The organism is Sphingorhabdus sp. (assembly GCF_023910635.1).
GTDB lineage: Bacteria > Pseudomonadota > Alphaproteobacteria > Sphingomonadales > Sphingomonadaceae > Sphingorhabdus_B.
Map to the genome: position 1 here is coordinate 175743 of NZ_JAAVVZ010000004.1, position 18957 is coordinate 194699.

The 18957-nt window shown below is 55.2% G+C and carries 19 protein-coding genes; 4 read left to right on the plus strand and 15 right to left on the minus strand.

From position 1 onward, the window contains the following. Positions 1-48: 48 nt before the first annotated feature. From HEQ34_RS03675 to HEQ34_RS03685, 3 genes are all read right to left on the minus strand, one after another. Positions 49-531 carry a TspO/MBR family protein gene (locus tag HEQ34_RS03675; protein ID WP_296197546.1) on the minus strand — a complete coding sequence of 161 codons (483 nt, stop codon included), beginning with the start codon at positions 529-531 and terminating at the stop codon, positions 49-51. Positions 532-690: 159 nt separating this feature from the next. Beyond that, positions 691-2145, minus strand: a complete 1455-nt coding sequence (locus HEQ34_RS03680; RefSeq protein WP_296197549.1) for a carotenoid oxygenase family protein — start codon at positions 2143-2145, stop codon at positions 691-693. Between the two features lie 19 nt (positions 2146-2164). After that, a complete protein-coding gene (locus HEQ34_RS03685; RefSeq protein WP_296197550.1) occupies positions 2165-3658 on the minus strand; it encodes an aldehyde dehydrogenase family protein in 1494 nt (497 codons plus the stop codon). A 145-nt stretch (positions 3659-3803) separates the two neighbouring features. Here HEQ34_RS03685 and HEQ34_RS03690 point away from each other — a divergent pair, with 145 nt between their 5' ends. Continuing rightward, positions 3804-4988: an acyl-CoA dehydrogenase gene (locus HEQ34_RS03690; RefSeq protein ID WP_296197553.1), complete on the plus strand. Its 1185-nt coding sequence runs from the start codon at positions 3804-3806 to the stop codon at positions 4986-4988. A 150-nt stretch (positions 4989-5138) separates the two neighbouring features. Here HEQ34_RS03690 and HEQ34_RS03695 read toward each other — a convergent pair whose 3' ends face one another. From HEQ34_RS03695 to glmU, 12 genes are all read right to left on the minus strand, one after another. Next, the gene (locus tag HEQ34_RS03695) at positions 5139-5543 is read right to left on the minus strand and encodes a hypothetical protein (protein WP_296197556.1); all 405 of its coding nucleotides are present in this window, start codon (positions 5541-5543) and stop codon (positions 5139-5141) included. A 401-nt stretch (positions 5544-5944) separates the two neighbouring features. After that, on the minus strand, positions 5945-6865 hold the full coding sequence (locus tag HEQ34_RS03700) for an Hsp33 family molecular chaperone HslO (RefSeq protein WP_296197559.1): 921 nt from the start codon (positions 6863-6865) through the stop codon (positions 5945-5947). Beyond that, entirely contained in the window at positions 6865-7791 is a 927-nt protein-coding gene (gene argF, locus HEQ34_RS03705; RefSeq protein ID WP_296197561.1) for an ornithine carbamoyltransferase, read from the minus strand. Before argF ends, HEQ34_RS03700 begins: the two co-directional genes overlap by 1 nt. Next, the gene (locus HEQ34_RS03710; RefSeq protein ID WP_296197564.1) at positions 7788-8975 is read right to left on the minus strand and encodes an aspartate aminotransferase family protein; all 1188 of its coding nucleotides are present in this window, start codon (positions 8973-8975) and stop codon (positions 7788-7790) included. The genes argF and HEQ34_RS03710 overlap by 4 nt, the downstream gene beginning before the upstream one ends. 113 nt (positions 8976-9088) lie before the next feature. Next, positions 9089-9214: a hypothetical protein gene (locus tag HEQ34_RS03715; RefSeq protein ID WP_296197566.1), complete on the minus strand. Its 126-nt coding sequence runs from the start codon at positions 9212-9214 to the stop codon at positions 9089-9091. A 45-nt stretch (positions 9215-9259) separates the two neighbouring features. After that, entirely contained in the window at positions 9260-9946 is a 687-nt protein-coding gene (locus HEQ34_RS03720; RefSeq protein WP_296197569.1) for an alternative oxidase, read from the minus strand. A 128-nt stretch (positions 9947-10074) separates the two neighbouring features. Further along, on the minus strand, positions 10075-10878 hold the full coding sequence (locus tag HEQ34_RS03725) for a division plane positioning ATPase MipZ (protein ID WP_296197571.1): 804 nt from the start codon (positions 10876-10878) through the stop codon (positions 10075-10077). A gap of 229 nt (positions 10879-11107) precedes the next feature. Next, entirely contained in the window at positions 11108-12931 is a 1824-nt protein-coding gene (gene glmS, locus HEQ34_RS03730; RefSeq protein WP_296197574.1) for a glutamine--fructose-6-phosphate transaminase (isomerizing), read from the minus strand. A 5-nt stretch (positions 12932-12936) separates the two neighbouring features. Next, complete coding sequence (locus HEQ34_RS03735; RefSeq protein ID WP_296197578.1) at positions 12937-13317, minus strand: type II toxin-antitoxin system VapC family toxin; 381 nt, start codon at positions 13315-13317, stop codon at positions 12937-12939. Further along, positions 13314-13622: a ribbon-helix-helix domain-containing protein gene (locus tag HEQ34_RS03740; RefSeq protein WP_296197581.1), complete on the minus strand. Its 309-nt coding sequence runs from the start codon at positions 13620-13622 to the stop codon at positions 13314-13316. Before HEQ34_RS03740 ends, HEQ34_RS03735 begins: the two co-directional genes overlap by 4 nt. Before the next feature lie 35 nt (positions 13623-13657). Continuing rightward, positions 13658-14281: a DapH/DapD/GlmU-related protein gene (locus HEQ34_RS03745; RefSeq protein WP_296197586.1), complete on the minus strand. Its 624-nt coding sequence runs from the start codon at positions 14279-14281 to the stop codon at positions 13658-13660. A 3-nt stretch (positions 14282-14284) separates the two neighbouring features. Next, positions 14285-15628, minus strand: coding sequence for a bifunctional UDP-N-acetylglucosamine diphosphorylase/glucosamine-1-phosphate N-acetyltransferase GlmU (gene glmU / locus HEQ34_RS03750; RefSeq protein ID WP_296197589.1), 1344 nt, complete (start codon positions 15626-15628; stop codon positions 14285-14287). Positions 15629-15717: 89 nt separating this feature from the next. On the opposite strand from glmU, the gene HEQ34_RS03755 reads away from it, so the two are divergent. The 3 genes from HEQ34_RS03755 (at position 15718) to HEQ34_RS03765 (ending at position 18903) form a co-directional block, all read left to right on the plus strand. Next, entirely contained in the window at positions 15718-16392 is a 675-nt protein-coding gene (locus tag HEQ34_RS03755; protein WP_296197592.1) for an HAD hydrolase-like protein, read from the plus strand. A gap of 112 nt (positions 16393-16504) precedes the next feature. Beyond that, the gene (locus HEQ34_RS03760; protein ID WP_296197595.1) at positions 16505-17752 is read left to right on the plus strand and encodes an ATP-binding protein; all 1248 of its coding nucleotides are present in this window, start codon (positions 16505-16507) and stop codon (positions 17750-17752) included. A gap of 98 nt (positions 17753-17850) precedes the next feature. Next, complete coding sequence (locus HEQ34_RS03765) at positions 17851-18903, plus strand: substrate-binding domain-containing protein (protein ID WP_296197598.1); 1053 nt, start codon at positions 17851-17853, stop codon at positions 18901-18903. The last annotated feature ends 54 nt before the right edge of the window (positions 18904-18957 follow it).

Genomic DNA, 18957 nt, shown 5'->3' on the forward strand with positions numbered 1-18957 from the left:
CGAAGCTGAATATAATCGGGTCGCCCGCCGTACAAGCGTTGGCGTCGATTATTGCGCCTTACCGAAAGGCTTATTCAAACGGACGATTTTGAGGTTGAGCACCGCAGCAAAGCTGACCCAGCTTAAATATGGCACGATAAGCCAACTCGCGAACACTGAATATGGCCGCAACCCAATAAAAAGCGCCAGAACTGAGACCCATAGAAACACAACTTCAATCAACGCCCAATCCGGACGTCGCAGATTGAAGAATAATGGCGACCACAAAAAGTGGAAGACGAAGTTCACCGCATATAAAATGATGATGCTCGTGCGTTCCGCATCGGTTGTGGCACCATCCCACGCCAAAATGCCCGCCCATGCGCCCAAACCAAGGATCAATGTCCATGCTGGCCCAAAAAGCCAATCAGGGGGCTGCCAAGATGGTTTGACGAGGTTTTTGTACCAAGGACCAATAGTTGTCAAACCACCGCCGACGCCGCCAAGCATGACGGCCCAAAGGATAAACAGGATCGTCGAAGTTTCCGGCATAGTCCTTTTATGGTCGTGACAAGCGCCTGAAACAATAGGCAGTGATAATTGGCCGCACCGAAAGCCATGCTTTCGTGCGCCTCACAAATGGACGCGCAGCAGGGGGCTCAGGCATATTCAAGCCCGGCACCAAAGTCGTTTTCCAGAAATGATCTTGCGTTACAGGGCCGAGCGATCTGCCCAATGCGCATGGGTGCCGCTACTGATTTTATGCGGCAGCGCAATCCGGCACACTGGCCCTTCTGCAAAGCGTTTGCAGTCGATCAATATGCATTCGGATGTTCCGCGATTTTCGTCGGTCACAAAACTGACGAGATAGCCGTCATCCTCGTCAACCGCACAGACACGTGGGGCAAAGGGTGCCTCACTGCCGTAGCGCCCCTCTGGAAGCTCCACAGACCATGACTCGCCCGTGACCATGTCATGCTTCACAAAACCGTTAAACAGGAACCAGCCGGGCTTAGAAGTCGTGCTATAGGCGTATCTATAGGGCAGCCCCAAATAACGCTGGTTCATCATCCCGAATTCGAGGATGCGGTCATCGAGCCGCTCTTCGCGCGTTGTGCCATCGGCCAAGTTAAACCGCCACCGGTGCAGCTTTGGCTTGAAGCTATGTTCGTCAACATACGCCATCATATGGCCGTAGCCGTCGGCATTTTCGAGCGGCAGGGGATAGGGGTCTTCTTCGAAATAACCATCAAGCACGACTTCATCGCCGTCTTCAAAAGCATTGATGAAGTGCAGAACAAAAGTAGGTTCCGCCTCAAACCAGCGGATATCTTCTGGCTGACCGTAACGCGGGATGAGCGCGAAACGCGATGCTAGTCCCTCGTGTAGCCGCGTCACATGGACGTTACGCTTCAGCAACTCTTCATCCCAAAAAAGCGGGAAGTCGCACAATATTGACCAGTTTTGCGTGAACATCATGTCATGCGGCAAACGTGGCCCCGGCAGCGGGATGGGGACATAATGCGCGAGCCTGCCGCTGCGATCGACGACGCCATAATGCATGTAGGGCGCATGTTTTGAATAGTTGAAGAACAACAACTCACCCGTGCGCTGGTCAACCTTGGGATGCGCGGAAATGCCATCAAGCGGAACCCAAGACGCAACACCCTCTTGCTCCAGCGTTTCGGGGTCAAGCACATAGCCCTCCCCGCATTGGTAGAAAGTGGAAACAGCCTTGCCCGCGTGCACAATGATGTCCGTGCTGGAGGAATCCTTCAGGCTGCCATGCGCGCCAAAGCCGGGGCGTTTGGACAGGCTGCTTTTATCCATCAACCCGCCCCATAAAGACCCGCCCGCATCCTGCTCCGCCTGAAAACAGCGGGTGCGGATGAAGCGATTGCGATAGCTGGCCTTGCCGCCAGAAAAATCGATCTGGTGGATCATGCCATCGCCGTCAAACGGGTGGTAGCGGCCTAGCGGTTGATGCAACTGGTTTTCGGTGTTGCGCAAATAGATGCCGTCAATATCGTCGGGAATACGGCCCTCAATCACATCAAGGTCGGTCGCGGTGACTTCCGCATGCTGCGGCGTCCACGCCCCATTGAGATAGGGATGGTTGCTCGGTTGCAGCGTTGCCTTCACCGGCGGTAGTGTATCAACCCGCATTTCGCTCTCCTTTGGGCGATCAGCCTATGTCGAATGTCACCCCTTGCGCAAGTGGCAGATTGTCGGAGTAATTTATCGTGTTCGTCGCGCGGCGCATATAGGCCTTCCATGCGTCCGAGCCGGACTCCCGGCCGCCGCCGGTTTCCTTTTCCCCGCCAAATGCTCCGCCAATTTCGGCACCTGACGTGCCGATATTAACATTAGCAATGCCGCAATCGCTTCCTTCGGCAGATAGGAACTTTTCGCATTCACGCATGTCGGTCGAGAATATCGACGACGATAACCCTGCCCCGACGCTGTTTTGTTGGGCGATGGCGGCGGCCAATTCAGAATAGCGAAAGATATAGAGAATGGGAGCGAAGGTCTCCCTTAAGGCTGGGCCAACATGCGCAGGCATTTCGACAAAAGCGGGGCGGACATAGATGCCGTTCATTGCGATACGTTCGCCGCCGGTCACGGTGCCACCAACTTCTTTTGCCTCATCAAGCGCCGTTTGCATGCGCGCATACGCATGCGCGTCGATCAATGGTCCAGCAAGATTACTGCTGTCGAGCGGATCACCCACCGCCATTGAGCCAGCGGCCGACTTGAGCGCCCCAACGAAGCTGTCGTAGTTCGTGTCATGCACAAAAAGGCGGCGTAGGCTGGTGCATCTTTGACCACTTGTGCCAAATGCCGAGAACAACACGCCGCGCAGTGCCAACCCGACGTCCGCCTTGTCGCTGATAATCGCGGCATTGTTTCCGCCAAGTTCAAGGATGGTCTTGGCAAAGCGGGCCGCGGCGACTTGGCCGACCTTTCGTCCCATTTCCGTACTGCCAGTGGCAGAGATCAGCGCAATGCGCGGGTCAGCCACCAAAGCAGCCCCGGTGTCGCGTCCGCCCTGAAGAACTTGTGACAGATGCGCAGGTGCATCGCCGAACGCGGCAATCGCCTTTTCAAAAATGGCTTGAACGGCAACCGCGGTCAGCGGCGTTTTTTCCGATGGCTTCCAGATCACGCTATTACCACACACCAATGCCAAAGCCGCGTTCCATGCCCATACCGCAACAGGGAAGTTAAACGCGGAAATGGTGAGAACTGGACCAATTGGATGCCATTGCTCCATCATCCGGTGACCGGGCCGTTCGCTGGCGATGGTCAGGCCATGTAATTGCCGTGAAAGACCCACGGCAAAATCGCAAATGTCGATCATCTCCTGCACTTCGCCAAGTCCTTCCGACAGCGGCTTTCCGCAATCAATGGTGACAAGGCGGGCAAGGTCATATTTTTGTTCACGCAGCGCATTGCCAAATAAGCGGACAAGCTCCCCACGGCGCGGCGCAGGAACGCGGCGCCACATCAGAAAGGCAGCGTTTGATTTTTCAACAGCATCGTTCATATCGTCGACTGTCGCGGTCGCCACCGCCCCGATGCGACTACCATCAATTGGGCTGTGCACAGAAAGGTCGCCGCCATCAACAGCGCAGCCCAGCGTTTCGAGAAGCGTTTTCGTTTCGGCTGCTAATGCCATTAATTTCCCCAGTCATTATTCTGTATTCCCATAATGCATGGCAAGGCGCAGAGTTGATGGCAAGGGTTGCTGTCTTGCCCGCACGCTTATAAAGGCAAACAGGACGCAGGTCGCTATTCAGCAGGCCTTCCCAAGGGAGATAAAAATGGCCGAGTTGGCAGCATTCGATTGGTCTGACCCTTTTCGTCTTGAGGACCAACTGACCGAAGACGAACGCATGATTCGCGACAGCGCGCGCGCCTTTGCGCAAAGCGAATTGCAACCACGCGTTATCGATGCTTACCGGACGGAATGTGACGCGCCTGAACTGTTCCCGTTGATGGGGCAGACCGGCCTGCTTGGCGCGACCATACCTGAGGAATATGGCGGCGCCGGCGCGTCATATGTCGCTTACGGGCTGATCGCGCGCGAAATTGAGCGCGTCGATTCGGGCTATCGTTCGATGGCATCGGTACAGTCGTCTTTGGTGATGCATCCCATCTATGCTTTTGGTTCAGAAGCGCAAAGGCGCAAATATCTGCCGGGTCTGGCTGCCGGCACGCTGATCGGCTGCTTTGGCCTGACTGAGCCTGACGCCGGGTCGGACCCTGCGGGCATGCGCACCTTCGCTAAAAAGGTTGATGGCGGCTATGTCATCAATGGATCGAAAACGTGGATTTCCAACGCACCTTTTGCCGATGTCTTTGTCATCTGGGCAAAATCCGAAGCGCATGGCGGCGGCATTCGCGGCTTTGTGCTTGAAAAGGGTATGAAGGGCCTCACTGCTCCGAAAATTCAGGGTAAGCTGTCGTTACGCGCATCGACAACGGGCATGATTATCATGGACAATGTCGAAGTTGGCGAAGACGCGTTGCTGCCCGATGTACAAGGGCTAAAGGGCCCGTTTGGATGCCTCAACCGCGCCCGGTACGGCATCAGTTGGGGCGCATTGGGTGCGGCAGAATTCTGCATGCACGCCGCGCGGCAATATGGCCTTGATCGCCACCAGTTTGGCAAACCGCTTGCCGCCACCCAGTTATATCAAAAGAAGCTGGCCGATATGATGACCGATATTGCCATGGGGCTGCAGGCATCGTTGCGCGTTGGCCGCTTGATGGACGAAGGCCAGCTTGCGCCTGACATGATTTCCATCGTTAAGCGCAACAATGTTGGCAAAGCGCTCGATATCGCCCGCGCTGCGCGCGATATGCATGGCGGCAACGGCATTAGCGAGGAATATCAGGTCATGCGCCACATGGTAAACCTTGAAACGGTCAACACCTATGAAGGCGCGCATGACGTGCACGCGCTTATATTGGGCCGCGCCATCACGGGGATCGCGGCATTCTAACAAAAAATGGGCCGCTCAGCTTTTCAGCAGCGGCCCAGGCTAGGCTTCTCAGCCATAGGGAGGAAAGCGTGTCTCGTAAAAGACACGCCTGACCTCATAGGGCCAAGATATTAAATAATTGATGAACGGCCAATGAGAGAAAGTGTTCGGTTAACACGGCCCAGTTCTTCGCCCTTCCGCTGAAAACGAAAATGGCGCATTATCTCGAATACCTTGCGATTGGATATGGATGATCCGGTTTGTTTCCTTACGGATAATCGTCAACCCCTGACCATGCCCTGCGCAGGTGTAGCTGACCGTTAGGGAATTGGGGCTCGAACGCACGAAATACTGTTCGCACGCTAAGCCGCTGTGTTGGATTTGGGTAAGGCTTTCCGATTTACCAAGGCAGATTTTGGTAGTCGGCGCACTCCCTCCTGTTGGACGTAATTGCCACATTCCCCGATCAAGTGAGTCAAGCAAAGCCATATCGCCATCTGATTTTGCGGAACCCGTCGCCGCCAACGAAAGCAAAAGCGCACCGGGGAAGGCATAAAGAAGGAAAATATTGTTCATAAACTTCTGTCCGCAAATCAGCCTTATACAGCGAAGCGAGCCGGTTTTCGAGATCTAGGGTCAGGACCACTTAAATCCACCTTCGCGGTTTGAGGCCATATTGTTCAGTGCAAGGCGGCAAGCGCAGGACTTAGTGGTTCTAAGTCCAAGCTTGCCAACGTGGCAATGGACAATATGGGTCAAATCCGAAGGACGCCAAAATGGCTGCGATCTCAAAGCAAAATGCCCTTGCAGGCAGAATAACTGCCTGCGGCGGACATTTTCCTTCGATATCTTTGCCATTTTGACGCCGCGAAGGTGGATTTAAGTGGTCCTGACCCTTCGTACCATCATTTGTGACGTTTTGCACGATAGCATGTGGTTCATGAACGATAAATGAAGCGCCGCCGTTGTTGCGCAGTTCAGTTGTTAAAACTGGCAAGGCTTATCGGAAAGCGGCGCGAACAAAATTCGCAGTCGACGACGATGTCTCCGGCATCATCTGCCATTTCGGCGCGGTCAACGGCAGGAAATTTGGCAATGACATCGCGGATATGAACTGGATCACAGCGGCAGCCCTTTGACAGAAGATCGCCTTGCTCAATGCGCACTTCTGTTTCTTCATGGAACAATCGCCAGACGATTTCCTCCAGCGGAAGCGTCGGGTCGGAAAGCTCGGCGGCGGCGATGGTCGAAGACAAGACCTCGATATGCCCCCACTCAGGATGGTCGAGCCGCACATGCAAACGCTCGCGACCTTCCTCCCCCTCGGGCAAATGCTGCACCAGCAGGCCGCCCGCCACACAACGGCCATCGACATGGTCCACAGCAACGCGAATGAAGGTCGGGATTTGTTCGGATTGTACGAAATAATTCTGCGCCGCATCGGCGAGCGTCTCGCCTTCAAGTGGCACGATGCCCTGATACCGGCCCCCGCCCTCGCTGGCGGGCTTCATGCGGTCAAAAGTGATCGCGAGATAGCCCTGTCCGAAAATGCCAAATAGTGTCGAATCCTGCGGCAGGGCGGCGGCAGTCGCGGCATCAAACTGCGCATAGCCGCGCAATGCGCCATCCTTATAGTCGCAGGCCAATAAGCGGATTGCGCCTTTTTCCGTCTGCGTTTGCAACGTCAGCTGGCTGCCCGGCTCCTTCAACGACGCGCCCAGCAGCGCCGTCAAAACTAAAGCCTCCGCCAATGTCCGTTCAATCACTGGCGGATAAGCATGGGCCGCCAAAATTTCGCCAAGCACATCGTCGAGACGCACCAACCGTCCGCGCGCGTCGCGCGTGGGTATGGAAAAGCGCAATGGCTGATTGGATAAGGTTTCCGATTGTTCGGCCATTATAACTTGCCGAGGCACCATAACAAAATCGACTTTTGCGCATGAAGCCGGTTTTCAGCCTCATCCCAAATGAGTGATTGTGGGCCGTCGATCACAGCATCGGTCACTTCCTCACCGCGATGCGCTGGCAGGCAATGTAGGAACTTCGCATCCGGCTTTGCCAAAGCCATGAGGCGTTCATTCACCTGATACGGCATCATGGCCGCCATCTTGTTATGGGCATGCTCCTGTCCCATTGACACCCATGTGTCGGTCACAACTATATCTGCGCCTGCCACTGCCTCTGCGGCATCGCGGGTAAGCGTGATGTTCGCACCAGCGGCCTTGGCGGCTTGTATAAAATTGCTTTCGCTTTCATACCCTTGGGGTACGGCGATCCGCACATTAAACTGGAACAGCCCTGCCGCCTCCACCACAGAATTGAGCACGTTGTTGCCATCACCAAGCCACGCTACTTCTAGCCCCGGCAATGCCTTTTCATGTTCCATCACCGTTAACAGGTCAGCAACAATCTGGCAGGGATGCGACAGATCAGTCAGGCCGTTAATCACTGGCACACTGGCGTAATGTGCCAGTTCCTCGACCTTAGCATGGTCATCCGTGCGGATCATGATGGCATCGACATAGCGCGACAATACGCGCGCCGTGTCGGCAATGGTTTCGCCGCGACCCAGCTGCATCTGGCCAGACGCCATAAAGATACTGTCGCCGCCCAATTGCTTCATCGCCATTTCAAACGATGTTCGCGTGCGAGTCGAGTTTTTCTCAAAAACCATCGCCAATGTGTGGCCAGCAAGCGGCGCGTCGGCATCTGATTTGCCCTTTGGCCATCCGATCCGGGCATTTTTCCTGTCCATGGCATCGTTCAACATCGCTGCAACTGCATCGCCGCCGGCGTCGCTCAAGTTCAGGAAATGGCGCGTCATGCAGCTTGCGGCATCTGGTAGCTTGCGGCGCCCGCCGACAACTTTTCCATGAATGTCTGGATTTCGGCATCACCGATGTTCAACGGCGGCAATACGCGGAAGGTGTTGTCACCCGCCGCCACCAACAACAGCCCGTGATTGTCGCGCAAATGCGCCACAAAGGCCCGGGTTTCATGCGTCATCATCACGCCGAGCATCAGGCCCTTACCGCGCACACCGGTAAACAAATCAGGATAATTGCCGATGAATTGTTCAAGCGTGGAACGCAGCTTTTCACCTGTTGAACGCACTTGCGCCAAAAATTCCTCGTTCGCCACGACATCCCAAACCGCCTGACAGGCCGCCATGGCGAACGGATTGCCGCCATAGGTCGATCCATGCGTACCAACGACCATGCCGCGCGCAGCCGCTTCGGTGGCGAGGCATGCGCCGACCGGAAATCCGCCGCCCAGGCCCTTTGCCGTCGCCATGATGTCGGGAATGATGCCATATTGTTCATAAGCATATAGCGTGCCCGAGCGCGCTACACCGCATTGCACTTCATCCAGGATCAGCATGATGCCATGTTCATCCGCCAGCGCACGCAGGCCTTGGATGAATGCATCGGACGCAGGCCGAACGCCGCCCTCGCCCTGAATGGGTTCAACCAGAAACGCGGCTGTCTTTGGCCCGATGGCGGCTTTCGCGCCTTCCAAATCGTCGAAATCGACATATTTAAAGCCGTCAAGCAATGGCATGAAGCCCTTGTGCATCTTTTCCTGATTGCTTGCCGAAATCGTCGCCATCGTCCGGCCATGAAAGGCGTTCTTGAAAGTGATAATCTCGAACCGGTCGCTACCTTGGCTCTGATGATACGCCCGCGCGGTTTTCATCGCGCATTCGACGGCCTCGGCACCAGAATTGGTGAAAAACACGGTGTCGGCAAATGTCGTATCCACCAGCCTTTGGGCAAAGGCTTCGCCTTGCGGGCTGCCATAGAGGTTAGATACGTGCATAAGCGTTGCAGCCTGATCCTGAATCGCCTTGGTCAGGTGCGGATGGCCATGGCCAAGCAAATTCACCGCGATACCAGCGGCAAAATCCAGCGCGCGGCTGCCGTCTTCGGAAATCAGCCAAGCGCCCTCACCGCGCACCGGCCGAAAACCGCAGCGCGGATAGACTGGCATCAAGGGCGTAATCGACATGGTTTTATTCCTTTCGACCAAATGTTTGGCATATTCCAAAAGCCAAAAAGCGGCCCCACGGGACCGCTTGTTTCTGCAATTCCGCTATAGGCATACGAAAACGGCAAATCAAGCTATGCCTCGGCATCCTTGTCACGCTTGGCAGCGGCGATGCGGCGTTTCACATATCCATAGAGCAACAAATGCACCGCCACCCACAATAGGATAAAAACGATGATCATTTTGGCAGGCGTATTCATACGCCCACACATAACGCTGCTTGGGTCATGAACAACCCCGAACCGTTACAGCAATCCAGCGTTCAGCGACACATGTGGTGGGCACGCCGTTATCGCCTCATGGTCAGCATCACGACCCGATAGCGCATTGGCCATATAATGGTTGGTGTCACGGTGGTGGGCCTCATCCGCACGGATGATCAGGATCACATCGCGCAACGTCGTGCCCTCAGGCAAGTTCCAATAACGCAGCGCAACCGCGGGCGCGGGCGGGTTGGGGTGCCGCCTCTCGTCAATTTCCGCGAGATATAAGGTATAGCTCAGCACGGCCTCTTCTTCGAAATAGCCAACAAGCCGGTGCGCCGTCTTGCTGGAAATCAGATAGAGGAAGAAAAAGAAAATATAGAAGACCCATTGTACGGACAGGATGACAATCCGTTCAAACCAAGATGGCTGCGCGATCTCGATGAAGGTCATCAGATGCATCCGCTCATTTTCCGCCTCATCCATCAATGTGCGGATCCAGCCCCGGTCGTCTTGCATTAGCCGAAGCGCCCGTAAATGTGATAGCGTTGCACCAACCATGCCGGGCACAGCAGCGACGGTCTCTAAAACTATCGCGCGATTGCCGTATCGTTTGGCAAAAAACGTATCTGCGCCCCAGCGCAGGGTCTTGGTGATACGCAAGGCGAACCAGTCCGAAAATCCGAGTGCCGTGTAATGGGTAGATTGAATATCGCTATAGTGAGACATGAGCATGTTCCGATGTTTCTGATGCTTCTTAACGAGCATAGGGGCACGTCAGGCAATGCAAAATCAGAAGAGGCCCGGTTTACATTTTTGCAACTCACACCTTATCAGCATGCTAAATATTTACGCGCCTATCCAATAGCCTGATTAAGCGCATCGCTTGGGAGCCTCAGCGCACGCAACATCGCCCAGATTTCTTCACGTGCCTGTGGCTGCATGCGCCCCAATTGGGGAAGCATTTCCAGGTCAAACAGGGTCAACCCTTGCGGAAACAGTTCGCGATAGGTCACGCGTTCACGCAAACCCGGTACAAGGCGAAAGCCTGCAACCGGCGCGATCTTTTCCAGCGCCTCGCGCACCTTAATCTCGTTTTTCGTGCCAAGACTTCGGGACCGGTTCTGCATCACCACCCAATCCAGCGGCTTGGGTCGTATGGCAAGGCCCGGCTCCTTCAAATGCTCGACCAATCGCGCGAAATTGCCGAGCGTTTTGAACTCCCCGCTGCGCGGGTCAATACGGCCAAGCATATCGAGGTCAATGAAACTATCATTTACGGGCGTTACAATTGTATCCGCCATGAAAATCGCCCGCCGCGCGATTGGCGAATCATGGCCGCCCACATCAATGATGATGAAACTGTGCCGGATCCGCGCCATGCGCAGCTTTTCTTCAAGCTCGCTCTCATTTTGTTGTGCGAGCATGATTTGCTCTGGTCCGGGCAGCTTCACCCCATATTCCGTCGCGCTTTCCAACCGCGCCCACAAAGCGCGGTGGAGCGTCAACTGCCGTAGGTCGACATCCAGCGCCGCCACGCTTTCACCCGCATTGCAAAGCGCAATGCAGGTGTGAAACGCCGACGTAGATTTCCCCACGCCGCCTTTTTCATTCGCAAAAACAATGATGTGCCCCTTGGGCGGCGTGACTGGATATTTCATCCATGCCGGTTCTGAAGACACGGCAGATTGAAAGGCATTGCGCCCAGAGGCTGCAACAGGCGCGGGTGGCCATGGTGTAGCCGCCGCTGTCTCGCGCGGCGGCGGTGGCAGCAACTTTTGCCGACTGAAATAGCGTTTAAAGCGCGCAAAAAACCGCAATTGTTCCAACCTCCAGGCAATTCAACTGATGGCGAATTGCCGACACGCTTTCAACGACTTTTGCCCAAAATCACTCCACCGTCACCGACTTGGCCAAATTGCGTGGTTGGTCCACGTCCGTGCCCTTGGCGCAGGCGACATGATATGCAAGTAATTGGACAGGCACGGCATAGACCAACGGCGCGATCAGCGGGTGGACCGTAGGCATTTCGATGGTGGCGAGGCAACCTTCGCCGGCTTCGGCGATGCCTTCGGCGTCGGATATCAGCACGACCTTGCCGCCGCGCGCGCGGACCTCTTGCATATTGCTCACGGTTTTTTCAAACAGCGGCCCGCTGGGCGCAAGAACGATGACCGGCACGGCTTCGTCGATTAACGCGATTGGTCCATGCTTCATCTCGCCTGAGGCATATCCCTCCGCATGAATGTAGCTGATTTCCTTCAGCTTCAAAGCGCCTTCCATCGCCAACGGATAATCCGGGCCACGGCCAAGGTAGAGCACGTCACGTGCAGGCGCGATCAAATGCGCCATTGCAGCAATATCTTCATCATGCGCCAACGCCGCGTTCAGGGCGGCTGGAGCCTCAATAAGATGACGCACAATCTCGCGTTCTTCCTCGGCGCTCAACTTGCCTTTCACCAGCGCCAGATGCGCGGCGAGCGCAGCCAGCACCGCAAGCTGGCAGGTAAATGCCTTAGTGGAGGCAACACCGATTTCGGGACCGGCATGTGTGGGCAGCAACAGGTCCGCTTCACGCGCCATGCTGGATGTCGGCACGTTGACGACAACCGCGATTGTCTGGCCATTTTCCTTACAGTGGCGCAACGCCGCCAGTGTGTCTGCGGTCTCCCCCGATTGGGATATGAATAGCGCAAGGCCGCCTTCCTCCAACACGGGGTCGCGATACCGGAATTCCGACGCTACATCGATGTCGACGGGCACGCGGGCGAAGGTTTCGAACCAATATTTGGCGACCATACCAGCGTAAAAAGACGTGCCGCAGGCAACGATGGTAATGCGTTTGACACCGGCAAGATCAAAATCCATCTGCGGCAGGGCGACGGTTTGCTCCAACGGGCGGATGTAGCTGGAGAGTGTTTGCGCGACCACGGTCGGCTGCTCAAAAATCTCTTTCTGCATATAATGGCGGTAATTGCCCTTTTCGATTTGCGCCGCAGACACGCCGGAGGTGGTAATCGCGCGCTCGACCGGATGGTTGTCCTTGTCGAAAATCTGCGCGCCGTCGCGTGCGACAATCACCCAGTCGCCTTCCTCCAGATAGGCAATTTTTTGCGTCAGTGGCGCAAGCGCAAGCGCGTCCGACCCCAAATAGGTTTCGCCATCGCCATAGCCGACGACCAGCGGGCTTCCGAGCCGCGCGCCAATCAGGAAATCGGGAAATTGGCGAAACGCAATCGCCAGCGCAAAGGCACCACGCAGGCGGGGGAGCACAGCCTTCACCGCATCGGCGGGCGAATGACCAGCCTCCACCTGCTCCGAAACCAGATGCGCCACAACTTCGGTATCGGTTTCGCTTTCGAACGTCCGGCCGCGCGCCGTCAGTTCATCGCGGAGCTGTTTAAAATTTTCGATGATGCCATTGTGGACCAAGGCCACTTCGCCCGTCGCATGCGGGTGCGCGTTGCTTGTGGTTGGCGCGCCATGCGTGGCCCAACGGGTATGGGCGATGCCTATGTTACCCGCAGCATCATCGGTTTTTAGGACGTTGACGAGGTTGGCCAGCTTGCCCTCGGCGCGGCGGCGGATGAGTTGACCGTCAAACACCGTGCAGACACCGGCGCTGTCATAGCCCCGATATTCCATCCGCTTCAGCCCATCGACCAGCCGGTCAGAGACAGGCGATTTGCCAACAATACCGATAATTCCACACATAAATTCTATACCTTGTCTGGCGTTATATAAGGGACGCGGATGCCTGGCATGTTCGCAGGAAAGTCTTTGACATTGCGCGTTACCAAAATTGCGCCATGTTCCTGCGCCGAAGCGAAGATCACAGCGTCGGGCAATTTGAGCGAACGCTTATTGAACCGAAGATCGGCAGCGCGTCGGGCGATTTCTGGTGATAGTTCGCGTATGGAATAATTTTGCAAATACGCCTCGGTTTCCGCGCGCGCTAGTACCGGCATACCAGCGAGAACCTCAATCCAGGTCATACGGCTGATCCATTGCCGCTTGGCACGGCGAAGCTCGGCGAGGGCTTGCGGTCTCCTTGCCAATGCATCGATAATGATATTGGTGTCAAAATAGATGTCGCTCACGCAGCGACGTCTTTCTCATCCGTCAGAGTACCATGTTTCGCAGGATCATAGTCGATATCCCATTCGCGCACCCATTCATCGCGTAGCCGGTTCTGATAATCCATGCCGTCCTCGGTAAAACCATATTTGGCCCACAAACCAAAGCCAGCCTCCAGCCAATCGGTATTGCCGGGCGTAGGCGCTTCTGCGCGATAGGCCGACACAGCCTCGCGCAGTATTGAGGCACGCGACTTGCCCTGCTCGGCGGCAAGTTGGTCGAGCCATTTGATGTCTTCATCAGGCAGATCGGCGAGGATGCGAGTCATGATATACTGATATCATATCATGATATCATGTCAATTCAATCTTCTGGTTTTTGGTCGATCAGTTGAAGTCGCCCAACGATCGAACCTCGTTCCAATAACGCCCCCGGCGCAATAACGGCGTTAGCGCCAATCCGGCTTCCGTCGCCAACCAACGCTCCAAATTTGCTAACTCCAGTATCAATTACCTGTCCACGGTATACGATGCGAATGTTGCGATCTTTCAACTCATTCCGGTAATTTGCGATGATCGCACCGGCTTCAATATTGACATCAGCACCGATAATTGAGTCCCCCACGAAGTTCATATGCGCCAGCTTCGACCCTGCGAACATGACCGTGGTCTTAAGTTCAGACGACGGCCCGATTATACAATCCCTTTCGAGATACACCCCGCCTCGCAAATAAGCGCCCGCAGCGATGAAGCAATTAGCCCCAATGATTGCAGGCCCTTTGACAACAGCGCCCGCCTCAATCCTCGCGGTGCGGTGAACTGCCACCTCGTCGACGCGCTGGTATGAAGAGTCGAGACCAGCAATTTGCTGCCTGAGCAATTCCTCAATGTTGCCGACGAAGTGCCACGGCGCCTGATCGTTATCTGCAAAGCTGGAGGTGCGCCAAGGCTCAATGAAAGAGGATGTTAGTCCTTTGACATCAAGCATCCCTCACTTCCCCTCTTTCTTCTTCCGCATCGCATCGCGAAAACGGTCCGCCCAGCCGGGCTTTACCAATTGTTCGGCGCGGACCATGCGGAGTTCGCCGTCGGCTACGTCGCGGGATACCGCGCTGCCTGCGGCTACAATCGCATCTCGTCCGATTTTCACCGGAGCGATGAGCGCGCTGTTGCTGCCGATGAACGCGCCTTCGCCGATTACGGTTTGATATTTGAAATAGCCGTCATAATTGCAGGTGATCGTGCCAGCGCCGATGTTCGCGCCTGCGCCAATTATCGCGTCGCCCAAATAGGTCAGATGGTTGGCCTTTGCGCCCTTGCCCAGAATTGCTTTTTTGGTTTCGACGAAATTGCCGATCTTTGCCTTTTCCTCCAGCACCGTTCCGGGCCGGAGCCGCGCAAACGGACCGATTTCGCAACCCTCACCGATGATAGCGCCTTCAATATGGCTGTTTGCGCGAATTTTTACGTGGTCAGATATGCTGACGCCGGGGCCAAAAAAGACATTGGGTTCAATCAGGACATCGCGGCCAAGCTGCGTATCCCACGCAAACCAGACCGTTTCCGGTGCAATTAAAGTTGCGCCATCATCCATGGCCTGCACCCGGCGGCGCTGCTGCCACGCTTGTTCCATCTCCGCCAATTGCGCGCGGCTGTTGATGCCAGCGACCTTGTAGGGTTCGGTCGTGACAGCCACGCAAATCCGCCCGTCTTCGCTGGCTATGTTGACGATATCGGTAATATAATATTCCTTTTGCACATTATCGTCGGTGACGCGCTTCAGAAGCGAGAACAGGTCGCGTGCTTTCACCGCCATCAGGCCGGAATTGGACAGCTTCACCGCTTTTTCCGCCTCGGTTGCGTCCTTTTGCTCGACCATTTTGATGATGCGGCCATTTTCGACGATGACGCGGCCATAGCCGGTTGGATCTTCTGGCGCGAACGCCAACACAACCACCGCCGGCGCATCAGGCGCGTTGAGCCGCGCCACCATGGCTTGCATCGTAGCCGTCGGCACGAAGGGCACATCGCCATAAAGGATAAGGACATCGCCATCAAACCCCTCCAGAGCGCCCTGTGCCTGCTGCACGGCATGGCCAGTGCCAAATTGGGGTTCTTGCAACGCAAGCTGTGCTGCGCCCGCCAGAGCGGCCTCCAGTTGTTCCTTGCCGCTGCCGACCACCACAATCTTTTTGGTCGGGCGAAGGGCATCGACGGAGGCCATTAAGTGCATCAGCATGGGCCGCCCCGCAATGGGATGTAGCACCTTGTGCAGGTCGGATTTCATGCGCGTGCCTTTGCCCGCGGCGAGAATGATGGCGGCTAATTCAGTCATATATATTCTCATGCCAGCAAATTGTTGCGGTTTCCAGAGCAACACTTAAATGACACGCGACACAAACGAATAATGTGGGATTTTTGGTTTTGGATTTTCCTTTCGACATCATTGGATTTGATCTTGACGGTACTTTGGTCGACACCAGCGGCGATCTGACCGCTGCGGTCAATCATGTCCTGGAGAGCGTCAGCAGGCCGCTGCTATCGCAAGAAACGGTGAAGCAGCATATCGGCGGCGGCGCGAAGCTGATGTTGCAACAAGGACTTGAGGCAACAGGCGGTATTCCGGATGGCGATTTCAAACCGCTCTATCGCCAGATGCTCGGATATTATGAAGCGAATGTGTCGGTGCATAGCCGCCCGTTCGATGGCGCGTTGGCGGTGCTGGATGCACTTGACGAAATGGGTGTGCGTTATGCCGTGGTGACCAACAAGTTTGAAAGCCTTGCGGTCAAATTGCTCACCGACCTGAACCTAGCACACCGCATGGGATGCATTTTGGGCGCAGATACTTTGGGCAAGGAAAATGCCAAACCTTCGGGCGCACCGATATTTGAAATGATCAAACTTTGTGGTGGCGGAAGGGCGGCCTATGTCGGCGATTCCATTTACGATATAATGGCGGCCAAGAATGCTAGCGTCCCAAGCGTAGCCGCCAGTTTCGGGTTTTTGCATGGGCCGGTCGAGGACATGGGCGCAGACGCAATCATCGGTCATTTTGACGAATTGCTTGATTGCCTCAAAGGCATGGGATCAAATTAGTGCACGCAGAGGCGCAGAGCACGCCGAGCCGATTTTCTCTTCGCCGTTGCTTGCGCCAATTCGCTGTGTCTATAAGTGGGGCGATCCCACAGGCATTGCAGCAGGGTACAAAGTGAACAGTTGGTTGTCTCCCCGCATAATATTTGCGTTTGCGCTGGCATTTGTCGGCGCAATGTTCGCTGCCCAAATGGAAGGAACGGCCGAACGCGTTCTCGTCATATTTGTATCCATGTTGGTTGCATTGTTCGTCGTTGCCGATCCACATGATCGCGAAGAGACACCTGCCGAACCAGCCATATCTGATGGCAATAGCCTTGATGTCACGGCCATCACCTCGCATCCACAATTGCAGGCGTTTATTGATGCTTCGGCCGATGCCATATTGATGGTCGAAAATGCCCGCGTCACTGCTGCCAACCAAGTCGCGCTGCGTTTGCTTGGCGCAAATATTGTTGGGCAAAATGTGCGGATGGCATTCCGTCACGCTGGCGCGATTGAACGGCTGTCCGACCCAGATGCGCAGCACAGCGGGCACCCGATTCGGTTGGCAGGCATTGGCCAAAAAAACCAATTATGGGACATGCGGATTCAGACCATGGGTCCATCGCAAAAAATCGTGCATTTGGCCGACCGCAGCGGAACACAGGCCGCCGAAAAAATGCGTGTCGATTTTGTCGCCAATGCAAGCCACGAATTGTTGACACCGCTGGCCGCTATAAAGGGCTTTATTGAAACGCTGGCTGATCCCGCCGCGGGTGATGACGCCATCACGCGCAGCCGGTTTCTGGGCATCATGGCCAAGGAAACCGACCGAATGCAGGCGCTTGTCCGTGACCTGATGTCGTTGAGCCGGATTGAGGCCGAAAAATATGATCCACCACAAACGCCAGTCGATTTTTCCGACATCGTTAGGGAAACCGTTGATCAGTTACGCAACAGCCAAAAGGACCGTGGCACAGATATCGTGGTTGATGTGACGGCGGGTCTGCCACCTGTCATGGGCGACGCCGGGCAATTGCGGCAGTTGGCGAGCAACATATTGAACAATGCACTCAAATATGGTCGCACTGGAACACCCGTGACGGTTTTGCTGGGGCGTTCACGATCTGGCGCGATGATCAATTTTTCGGTAACGGATGTGGGCGACGGCATTGCCCCTGAACATTTGCCGCGCCTAACCGAACGATTTTATCGTGTGGATTCAGGACGAAGCCGCTTGGTTGGCGGAACGGGCTTAGGCTTAAGCCTCGTCAAACATATCGTTGATCGGCATCGCGGCCATCTGGAAATCCGCAGCACCGTAGGAAAGGGCACAACCGTTTCGGTATTGCTACCCGTCGTACCCACCGGACCGTCATAATAATGTAACACAAGAGTCATTTATCAGCCATCTGGACCGTCTAAGAGGCCTTCGAGTGCGGTTCGAACTGCGCCAAATCCAATATGGGGACAGCCAATATGTTGAAAAAAATTTCGCTCATTGCCGTAAGTGCACTCGCGCTTTCGGCGTGTAATGACCAAGCCAGCACCGGGGGCGCTGCGGGTGGCTCGCGTCAGGAAATCCGCATAGTGGGTTCATCGACGGTGTTCCCCTTTGCAAAGGCCGCATCAGAAGCATTTGCAAAGGCAGACGCATCACGCAAGTCGCCAGTGCTTGAATCGACCGGAACGGGCGGCGGGATTGAACAATTCTGTAAAGGCGTTGGCGCAGATACGCCAGACATTGCCAACGCATCGCGTCGCATGAAAAAAACCGAATTTGAAAACTGCCAGAAAAATGGCGTGAAAGACATTATTGAAATTCAAGTGGGCATTGATGGCCTTGCGCTCGCGCAGTCGAACGAGGGCGTGAAGTTCGCCTTGTCCACCGCCGATGTTTACAAGGCACTTGCCGCCAACCCATTTGGCAAGCCACAAACGGCCAAGCTTTGGTCCGACGTGAACCCGTCGCTGCCCAAATTGCCTATTTCGGTCTATGGCCCGCCAACGACCTCTGGCACGCGCGATTCATTCCATGAACTGATCATGGAATCTGGTTGCAAGACTGATGCCGCGACAAAGGCGTTGAAAGATAAAGACGAAGACAAATACAAGGCGATTTGTACCGAAGTGCGCACCGATGGCGCGTTCAAAGAGCAAGGCGAAAACGACAATCTGATCGTACAGAAGCTCAGCTCCAACCCGAACATGGTCGGCATCTTCGGCTATAGCTATATGGAAGAAAATGCATCGAAGGTGCATGGCATCAATATGAATGGCGTAGCACCAACCATCGCCACGATTTCAGATGGCAGCTACCCCGGCGCGCGCAAGATGTTCATCTATGTCAAGAAAGCGCATGTCGATAAAATTCCGGGCATTAAAGATTTTGTCCTCGAATTCCTGAAGGGCGGCGTAACCGGCGGTTACCTAACAAAATTGGGTATGATTGCGTCAAGCGATGCCGACTATAAGACGGCCAGCGACTCTGCGAACGGCCTGACCGCAATGACGGGCGCGGATTTGAAATAAAAGTGCAACAATGATGGCGTCTATGGGCCTGGATCGAATCTGTGTTTGATCCAG